The organism is Arsenicicoccus sp. UBA2120, assembly GCF_002330965.1.
Taxonomy (GTDB): Bacteria; Actinomycetota; Actinomycetes; order Actinomycetales; family Dermatophilaceae; genus Arsenicicoccus; species Arsenicicoccus bolidensis.
Genome location: NZ_DCYC01000067.1, coordinates 838 through 9,986, shown reverse-complemented (window position 1 = coordinate 9,986; position 9,149 = coordinate 838). Strand labels below are relative to the sequence as shown.

The window sequence follows — 9,149 nt, the reverse complement described above, 5'->3', positions numbered from 1 at the left end:
GAACGGTGCTCAGCCCCCCAGGTCGGCCCGTCCTTTGAGCAGACTCAAGCGTCGCCGCTGGGCCGGGCGTGGAGCTCGAGGCCCAGGACGTCGAGAACCGCGGCCAGCTTGTCGAGCCGGAGCGTGGGCTTGTCGTGCTCCGCCTCCCGGACGAACCTCTCGGAGACGCTGGCCATCTCGGCCACGTCGATCTGCAGCAGGCCGAGCGAGCGACGCCGCTCGCGAATCTCGTGACCCAAGGACATGCTCGCCTCTTCCTGCCGTCCGTGCAGCGATTGTGCCCCGCACCGGCACGATCGCGCCGGTCCGGATTCAGGTTATCGCGCCAGGCGCCCCGTCGGGGCTCGTCGGCACGATCGTGCCGGTCGCGGGTGGGTGGGGCCGGGTAACGGTGGCCCTGTCGCCATACCGGCAGGATCGTGCCGGTATGGCGACAGCCAGAGGCCAGGTGCAGGCCCACCAGCAGGGCCCAGGCCAGGAGTGGTCCGCCGACATCAGGACCCATCACCTGAGGGTGCCCCTCACCCCGAAACCCCTCGAACCGCTGCGGACGGGGCCGGCGTGCCAGCATGAGCCACGACGCGCCACGCACCGCGCGACCTGCCCGTGATCCCCACCGCGAGGAGCCACCCATGTCCGTCCTTCGTACCAGCACCCCGCCCACCCGCTCGCAGGAGGTGACCCGGCTGACGCTGGGCGCCTTCATGGCGTTCGCCGGCGTCTCCCACCTCACCTTTGCGCGGCAGGACTTCCAGGCCCAGGTCCCGGGGTGGTTCCCGTTGGACGAGGACCTGGTCGTCCTGGCGTCGGGGGTCGTCGAGATCGGGCTCGGGGCAGCCCTGCTCGCCCTCCCGCGGCAGCGCCGGCTCACGGGCATCGCCCTGGCGGCGTTCTACGTCGCCGTGTTCCCCGGCAACATCGGCCAGTATGTCGAGGGCGTCGACGCGTTCGGCCTCGACACCGACGGCAGGCGCCTGGCCCGCTTGTTCGGGCAGCCCGCCCTGGTCGCCGCCGCGCTCTGGGCCGCGGGACTGCCCGAGCGCCGGGACCGGCGAGGCTCGCGACACGTCGGCGACGCCCCGCGCGAGGACCGACCGTGACGCCCTCGCGGGGTTCGGCCGAGGAGGTCGAGGTCGCCGGCCGGGTCGTCCGCGTCAGCAGCCCCGACCGCGTCTACTTCCCCGAGATCGGCGCGACCAAGCGGGATCTCGTCGACTACTACCTCGCGGTGGGCGAGGGGATCGTGCGGGCCCTGCGCGACCGCCCCTGCATGATGCACCGCTACCCCGACGGCCTGGCGGGCGACAAGGTCCACCAGAAGCAGCTCCCCAAGGGGGCGCCCGACTGGGTGGAGACGGCCCCGGTCTACTTCCCGCGGTTCAAGCGGACGGTGCGCGAGCTGTGCGTCACCGACCTCGCCCACGTCGTGTGGGCCGTCCAGATGAGCACCGTCGAGCTGCACCCGTGGAACAGCCGCCGCGCCGACGTGGAGCGGCCCGACGAGTGGCGCATCGACCTCGACCCGATGCCCGAGGCCGGGCTGGACCAGGTCCGTCAGGTGGCCGCGGTGGTGCACGAGCTGCTCGACGAGCTGGGCATCGTCGGCTACCCCAAGACCTCGGGCGGCCACGGTCTGCACGTCTACGTCCGGATCGCCCCGGACCACGAGCACGCCGACGTCCGGAGGGCGGCGCTGGCCTTCGCCCGCGAGGTGGAGCGCCGCGCGCCAGAGCTGGTCACCACCACCTGGTGGCGCAAGGACCGCGACCCCGCAGCGGTCTTCGTGGACTACAACCAGAACGCCCGGGACCACACGATCGCCGCGGCCTACTCCGTGCGCGGCACCCCCACGGCCACCGTCTCGTGCCCGATCACCTGGGACGAGGTCGCCGACGTGGAGCCGTCCGACCTGACCATCGCCACCGTGCCCGAGCGGTTCGCCCGGCTCGGGGACCTGCACGCCCACATCGACGACGTCGCCCACGACATCGCACCGCTGCTGGCGTGGGCGGAGCGGGACGAGCGGGAGGGCAGCGCCGGCCCTGACGGCCCAGACGGCCCAGAGACCCCGGAGAGCGACCCCACCATGCCGACCGATACACCCAGGATCTAGGATTTCCCCTGTCATTCCCGTGGAAGATACGGGGAGGCTAGACCGAACGGCCCAGGGAGGTGTTGTGCCAGAGCTGGGCCGACACGGCGACAACGACCTGTGGCTGCGGCAGCTGCGCCTCGTGGGTGTGGGCCTGCCGGCGCTGTTCATCGTCATCGTCCAGCTGCTGCGGCCGATCTTCTTCGACCGCTACTGGCCGCGGGACGGCGACACCATCGTCAGCGTCCTCACGGCGCTGGCCGCGATCGCGTTCGGCCTCATGATGTTCCGGCTCATCCACCAGCTCGTGGAGGACGACCGCTATCGGTCGACCGTCACCGAGCGCGACCGGATCGCGCGCGAGCTGCACGACTCCCTGGCCCAGGTGCTGGGCGCCACGCAGCTGCGGCTCCAGGCTGCGGCATACCACCCGGCGGTCCAGGACCACGACGACCTCAAGACCGAGCTGGCCGACGTCGCCCACGACTGCCAGGACGCCTATCGCGACGTGCGGGAGGCGATCCTGGGGCTGCGCGAGCACAACCGCACCGACCACACCTTCCTCGAGGGCCTGGCCAGCTATGCCGAGAAGTTCTCGCGGCAGTCCGGCATCGACACCACGGTCGTCGCCGAGATCCCCGGCGAGCCCTCCCTCACCCCGCACCGCGAGGTCCAGGTCATCCGGATCATCCAGGAGGCCCTGACCAACGCGCGCAAGCACTCCGGGGCCCGGCGAGCCCGGATCACCGTCGACGAGACACTGGACTGGACGAGCTTCGTCGTCGAGGACGACGGCCAGGGCTTCGTGGTCGACGTGGCGCCGGGCGAGCGCGAGGGCTTCGGCCTGCACTCCATGCGGGAGCGCACCGAGCTCGTCGGTGGCCGCCTGCTCGTCGAGTCCGGCCCCGGGCTCGGCACCAAGATCACCATCACGGTGCCCCGCGGTCAGCGCGGCACCCGTCACCCCTCCGGGATGTCCGTATGACGAACGCCGCCGACCCCACGACCGCGCGCCCCACCCGGGTGCTGCTCGTCGACGACACCGCGTTGTTCCGCCGCGCGATCGCGACGCTGGTCGACGCCCAGCCGGACCTGGAGGTCGTCGGCCAGGCCGACAACGGCCTCGAGGGCGTCGAGCAGGCGCGACGGCTGCAGCCCGACCTGGTGGTCATGGACATGGAGATGCCGGTCATGACGGGCATCGAGGCCGCCAAGGTGATCCTCGAGCAGCTCCCCGGCATCAAGGTGTTCATGCTGACGGTCTGCGACGACGACGAGCGGCTGCTCGGGGCCATCCGCATGGGCGTGCACGGCTACCTGCTCAAGGACCTGCACCCCGAGGAGCTGTTCGCCATGCTCCGGTCGGCGGCCCGCGACGAGACCCCGGTGTCTCCCCAGCTGGTGGGCCGCCTCCTGGCCGAGCTGCGCGGGGGCGGCGCTCGGCATACCTCTCCTGCCACGGCGCAGGCCGCGGAGCCTCAGCTGTCCCAGCGCGAGATGGACACCCTCAAGCTCGTCGCGCGGGGCATGTCCAACCGCGAGATCGGTCGCGCGCTGTCGATCACCGAGGGCACCGTCAAGAACCACGTGCACAACGCGCTGCACAAGCTCGGGCTCGACACCCGCATCCAGGCCGCGGCCTACATGGTGCGCTCGGGCTATGCCGAGCCGCCGCGCACCGACTGATCCCCTGCCGCCCCTGACCCATGGGTACAGCCTGGGGGATCCTGCATATACCTCTTTTCTATCCATCGACGGATGGTCCGGGCCCCACCACCGGCCGCAGGATGAGTGCGATGGACGTGCCGACAGCGGCAGGTCCGCACGCGCACGCAAAGGATGGTGACGAGGTGGCCGCTCCCCAGGGGTCGCGCCTCGGGTGGCTCATGTCACCCAGAGGACTCTTCTCCGTCTTCCTGTCCCTGGGCATCGGCACCCTGGTCGGCGTCGTGCTCTTCACGATGGTCTACGCCAATGGCGCTTCGTACCTCTCGAGCGACCCGAAGGCCTGCGTCAACTGCCACGTGATGAACACGGAGTACAACGCCTGGGTCAAGTCCAGCCACGGCAAGGTAGCGACCTGCAACGACTGCCACACCCCCCACGACCTGGTGGGGAAGTACCTGACGAAGGCCGAGCACGGGTGGAACCACTCCCTCGCCTTCACGACCGGCAACTTCCCGCAGAACATCCAGATCAAGGAGCGGAGCCTGGCGACCGTCGAGGAGAACTGCTTGCGCTGCCACCAACAGCTGGTGGAGGGCATCCAGCACAGCCGGCCCCCCAACCAGAAGGTCTCGTGCGTGCAGTGTCACGCCGACGTCGGGCACATGAGGTGAGGACATGAACGCGACAGCATCTGACAATCCCAAGGGCGCGAGGAAGCGTCGTGGCGGAGGCCGCAAGGGACTCCTGGCCGCGATCGTCCTGGCCACCGCGTTGGTGACGGTGGGCGTCGTCGCCCTCCTCGTCAACATCTTCCAGCACAAGCAGGAGGCCCAGGACACCAACTTCGCGGTGGTGCAGCTCGACGAGACCGTCGTCGACCCGGCCGTGTGGGGCAAGAACTTCCCGCTGCAGTACGACATGTACAAGCGGACCACCGACCAGCAGCGCACGAAGTTCGGTGGCTCCGAGGCGGTGCCCCACGTCCCCGAGGGCGCGGACGCCCGCACCACCGTGGCGGGGCAGAAGCTCGAGAAGGACCCGCGGCTCGTCCAGATGTGGGCCGGCTACGCCTTCGCGACCGACTACCGCGAGAAGCGCGGCCACGCCTACATGCTCGTCGACCAGCGAGACACCAAGCGGGTCAACGAGTTCAAGCAGCCGGGCACCTGCCTCAACTGCCACGCCTCCATGGCCAAGGTCTACAAGGACCTCGGCAACGGTGACGCCAAGGCCGGCTTCGACAAGATCAACCACATGACCTACCAGGAGGCCACCAAGCTGGTGGACCACCCGGTGGCCTGCATCGACTGCCACGACCCCAAGACGATGCAGCTGCGGATCACGCGTCCGGCCTTCCAGGAGGGCATCAAGGCGCTCAAGGCCAGCCAGGGCGTCCCGAACTTCGACGTCAACACCCAGGCCACCACCCAGGAGATGCGCTCCTTCGTCTGCGCCCAGTGCCACGTGGAGTACTACTTCAAGGGCAAGGACAAGACGCTGACCTTCCCGTGGGCCAAGGGCGTCAACCTGGACAACGAGTTCGCGTACTACCAGGAGGTGGGCTTCACCGACTGGGAGCACAAGACGACCGGCACCCCGATGCTCAAGGCCCAGCACCCTGAGTTCGAGATGTGGAACCAGGGCGTGCACGCCAAGGCCGGCGTGACCTGCGCTGACTGCCACATGCCGTACACCGCGGTCGGTGCGCAGAAGGTCTCCGACCACTGGGTCCGCAGCCCGATGCTGAACGTCAACAAGTCCTGCCAGGTGTGCCACCACGCCTCCGAGGACGAGCTGAAGTCCCGCGTCGAGACGATCCAGACCCGCGTGGCCACCAGCCGCAGCCAGGCCTTCGACGGCCTGACCGCCCTGATCAAGGACCTCGAGGACGCCAAGAAGGCCGGTGCTCCCGAGGACCGGATCGTGGCCGCGCAGACCTGGCACCGCAAGGCGTCGTTCTACATCGACTACGTGATCTCGGAGAACTCGACGGGCTTCCACGCCCCCGAGGAGTCCATCCGCTACATGCAGACGGCGACCGACGCGGTCCGCAAGGGCCAGCTCGCCCTGCTGGGCAAGGAGAAGGCCGACCCGACCGCCGCCAAGGCCTTCCAGATGTGGAAGGAGAAGAAGGCCGCCGACGCCAAGGCCGCTGCCGCCGGCCCCAAGGCTCCGGCCACGCCGGCAGCGACGGCGACGCCGACGCCCACCCCGTCTCGCTGACGGGATCGGAGGGGCACCGCACCCGACTCGGTGCCCCTCCCACACGGACCAGACCGCCTCGTGGGGACGAGGCGGTCTGCCCGTGCGTGGGGGTCCTGGCCCGCCCTCTCCCGCGACGGCCGGGGCACAGGTCCGGTCTATCCCCGCGGCCGTCGTCTATATCCTCTAAATACCTTGGTTCTATCCAAGACGTGCCCTACGACGGATGGTCCGACCGGGTGGTCGAGGCGGAGGCTGGGGTCATCGGACTCCCCGCGGCCCACCGGCCGCCCGAGCACAGGACACTCGTATGACGCAGCGCCAGGCGCCCCAGACACCACCCGCAGGCGGCGGCACCCCCGCCCCGACGCACGAGAGCGGCGACCTGCGCCAGGCCCTGCTCGCGTCGCTCGGCCTCCCCGCCGACGCCACGCCCGAGGCGGTCGAGGCCGCCCACGAGCACGTCGCGACATACCTCTCCTCGGCACCGACCGAGCTGTCCGGCTGGGCCACCCAGCAGGCGACGGCCGCCGACGCGGCCCACGCCGTGCTCACCGGCAAGGCCGGCGACGTCCTGAGCCGCCGCGCGACGCCCGTGACGGCGGCTCGGCGGACGGGCGACCGGCCGCAGATCCCCAAGCTGGTCACCGTGCTCGGGTCCATCGCACTGATCGCCGCCATCGTGGTCGGCGTCTACGTCTGGGGCCCGTCCCGCAACCCCACGCAGGCCAACCCGCCCGTGGCGATGGCGGACCAGGCGGCCGCGGGCGCCACCGCCAAGCCGTCGCCGACCGCCACGACCCTGGACACCGCCAAGGCCAAGGCGCTCGAGGACAAGATCAAGGCCAACCCCAAGGACGAGCAGGCCATGGCCGAGCTCGGTGACCTCTACTTCGGGGCCAACCACTTCCAGAAGGCCGCGGCCCTGCGGCAGAAGATGCTGGCGCTCAAGCCCAACGACACCAACCTGATGCTGTCGACCGGGGTCGCGCTCTTCAACGCCCGCGACCTCAAGGGCGCCGAGGCCCAGTGGAACAACGCGATCAAGGTCGACCCCAAGAAGGCCGAGGCGTACTACGACCTGGGCTTCCTCAAGCTCAGCCAGACCCCGCCCGACTCCGCCGGCGCCAAGGCGCTGTGGGACAAGGTCATCGAGCTCGACCCCAACGGTCCGCTGGCCCAGAAGGTCCAGAACCACATGGGCGCGATCATGACGCCCGCCCCCACCGGCGCCGCCCACGGCTCCGGGGCCACGCCCGCACCGACGACCAGCAAGTGACATGGACGGGATCACCATCCCGCTCGCGCTGCTGGCGGGAATCGTCGCCTTCGCCTCACCCTGCTTCCTGCCGGTCGTGCCGGTCTTCGTGAGCTATGTCGCGGGGACCTCGCCGGTCGGCGGGGGACGGGCCCGGCGCAACGCCGCCGCCCAGGCCCTGGCCTTCGTGCTCGGCTTCGGGGTCGTCTTCATCGCCCTGTGGTGCTCCATCGGACTGATCGGGTATGCCGTCGGCGACCACCGCGACGCCCTGCGCATCATCGGCGGGGTCGCCCTGATCGTCATGGGCCTGCACGTCGCCCGGCTGATCGAGATCCCCGTCCTCTACCGCGAGGTCCACGCCCCCGTCGGCGGCCGGCCGCAGCTCCCGGGGCAGCAGGCCCCGACATACCGGCGATCCCTGCTGATGGGCCTCGCCTTCGGCGCCGGCTGGACCCCGTGCATCGGACCGGTCCTCGGCGGCGTCCTCGGGCTCGCCACGGCGAGCGACTCGGTGGGGCGCGGCGCGCTCCTGCTGGTCGCCTTCGCCCTCGGTCTCGGCATCCCCTTCGTGCTCGTCGCGATGGGCGCCACCGAGATCACCGCCCGTCTCGGCTGGCTGCGCAAGCACGAGATGGCGATGTCCCTCCTGTCCGGCGCGATGCTCGTCCTCATCGGGTTCGCCATGGTCACCAACATCTTCGGCAAGCTGTCCGGCCTCATCCCGGCCGTCGGCGTGTGAGACAGGCAGAGCTCATGAGCAACGACACCCACCTCCTGACCGAGGACACGATCGAGTCCGCCGACACGATCCGCATGCCCCGGCCGCTCTACAAGGTCTATCGGGTCTTCATCTCCAAGCGCACCGGCATCGGCCTCATCCTCGCGATGGGCTTCCTCACCCTCATGGGGACGCTGATCCAGCAGTCCACGGAGAACAACCGGGCCGACGCCACCGCCTACGCCGACTGGCTGGACTCGGTGCGGCCTCGCTACCAGGGCTGGACCGGAGTGCTGGACCTGCTCGGCATGTTCAACGTCTTCGGGTCCTGGTGGTTCAAGGCCGTCAACGTGCTGCTGTGCATCTCGATCCTGTGCTGCATCATGCACCGCATCCCGCTGCTGTGGAAGCGGGCCACCCGCCCCCAGCTGCACGTCACCGAGGGATTCTTCGCCCACGCGAGCATCCACCACGACGTGACCGCCCCGGTGCCCGCCGAGCAGAGCCTCGAGCACCTCCGCACGACCATGCGGCGCAAGGGCTATCGCGTGATCGACGACCCCCGCGGGCCCGGCCTCAACCTCTACACCGACAAGTTCCGGTGGCCGCCGTTCGGCACGATCTTCGCCCACGTCGCGTTCGTCATCATCCTGCTCGGCGTCCTGGTCACGTCCAACACCGGCTTCTCCGAGGACAACGTCCCCGTCTCGATCGGTGACCGCGTCGACATCGGCCACGGCACCGGCCTGACCATCACCGCCACCTCCTTCTCCGACACCTACTACGAGGACGGCCGGCCCAAGGACTACGTCAGCCACCTCGTCCTCTACAAGGACGGCGTGCAGGTCAAGGAGCAGGACACCCGGGTCAACGAGCCGCTGCGCTACGAGGGGGTCAAGTTCTTCCAGGCCAGCTTCGGCTTCGCAGCCCGCATCCAGGTCAAGGACTCCACCGGCAAGGTGCTCCACGAGGGTGGCGTGCCGCTGCAGTACACGACCGAGGACCAGAAGAACTCCTTCGGCAAGCTGCCGCTGCCGAACCAGGGCGTCGACGCCTTCGTCATCACGGCGGCCTCCGGGCAGACCGACGCGCAGATCCAGCCGGGCGACGTCGCCATCAAGGTGCAGCCCACCGACCAGGACAGCACCATCGGCCAGAAGGTCATCACCCAGGGCCAGACCGCGCAGATCGGCGACCTGACCTACACC

10 protein-coding genes are annotated in these 9,149 nt (G+C 69.8%); 9 read left to right on the top strand and 1 reads right to left on the bottom strand.

All coding sequences use genetic code 11. From position 1 onward, the window contains the following. Positions 1-44: 44 nt before the first annotated feature. Positions 45-245, bottom strand: coding sequence for a helix-turn-helix domain-containing protein (locus B2P18_RS09595; RefSeq protein WP_019286771.1), 201 nt, complete (start codon positions 243-245; stop codon positions 45-47). 387 nt (positions 246-632) lie between these two features. Between B2P18_RS09595 and B2P18_RS09590 the strand changes: the two genes are divergently transcribed. The 9 genes from B2P18_RS09590 to B2P18_RS09550 all read left to right on the top strand — a co-directional run. Further along, complete coding sequence (locus tag B2P18_RS09590; protein ID WP_286958482.1) at positions 633-1,100, top strand: DoxX family protein; 468 nt, start codon at positions 633-635, stop codon at positions 1,098-1,100. Continuing rightward, entirely contained in the window at positions 1,097-2,113 is a 1,017-nt protein-coding gene (gene ligD, locus B2P18_RS09585) for a non-homologous end-joining DNA ligase (RefSeq protein WP_286958480.1), read from the top strand. Before B2P18_RS09590 ends, ligD begins: the two co-directional genes overlap by 4 nt. Before the next feature lie 64 nt (positions 2,114-2,177). Then, positions 2,178-3,077, top strand: coding sequence for a sensor histidine kinase (locus tag B2P18_RS09580; protein WP_286958476.1), 900 nt, complete (start codon positions 2,178-2,180; stop codon positions 3,075-3,077). Continuing rightward, positions 3,074-3,778: a response regulator gene (locus B2P18_RS09575; protein WP_286958474.1), complete on the top strand. Its 705-nt coding sequence runs from the start codon at positions 3,074-3,076 to the stop codon at positions 3,776-3,778. The genes B2P18_RS09580 and B2P18_RS09575 overlap by 4 nt, the downstream gene beginning before the upstream one ends. A gap of 164 nt (positions 3,779-3,942) precedes the next feature. Beyond that, the gene (nrfH, locus tag B2P18_RS09570; protein WP_029211121.1) at positions 3,943-4,431 is read left to right on the top strand and encodes a cytochrome c nitrite reductase small subunit; all 489 of its coding nucleotides are present in this window, start codon (positions 3,943-3,945) and stop codon (positions 4,429-4,431) included. Positions 4,432-4,435: 4 nt separating this feature from the next. Further along, on the top strand, positions 4,436-5,983 hold the full coding sequence (locus B2P18_RS09565) for an ammonia-forming cytochrome c nitrite reductase subunit c552 (protein WP_286958473.1): 1,548 nt from the start codon (positions 4,436-4,438) through the stop codon (positions 5,981-5,983). Positions 5,984-6,272: 289 nt separating this feature from the next. Continuing rightward, the gene (locus B2P18_RS09560; RefSeq protein ID WP_019286764.1) at positions 6,273-7,241 is read left to right on the top strand and encodes a tetratricopeptide repeat protein; all 969 of its coding nucleotides are present in this window, start codon (positions 6,273-6,275) and stop codon (positions 7,239-7,241) included. 1 nt (position 7,242) lies between these two features. Further along, entirely contained in the window at positions 7,243-7,962 is a 720-nt protein-coding gene (locus B2P18_RS09555) for a cytochrome c biogenesis CcdA family protein (RefSeq protein ID WP_019286763.1), read from the top strand. Positions 7,963-7,976: 14 nt separating this feature from the next. Continuing rightward, positions 7,977-9,149: cytochrome c biogenesis protein ResB (locus B2P18_RS09550; protein WP_286958468.1), on the top strand; the 1,173-nt coding region annotated here is incomplete at its 3' end.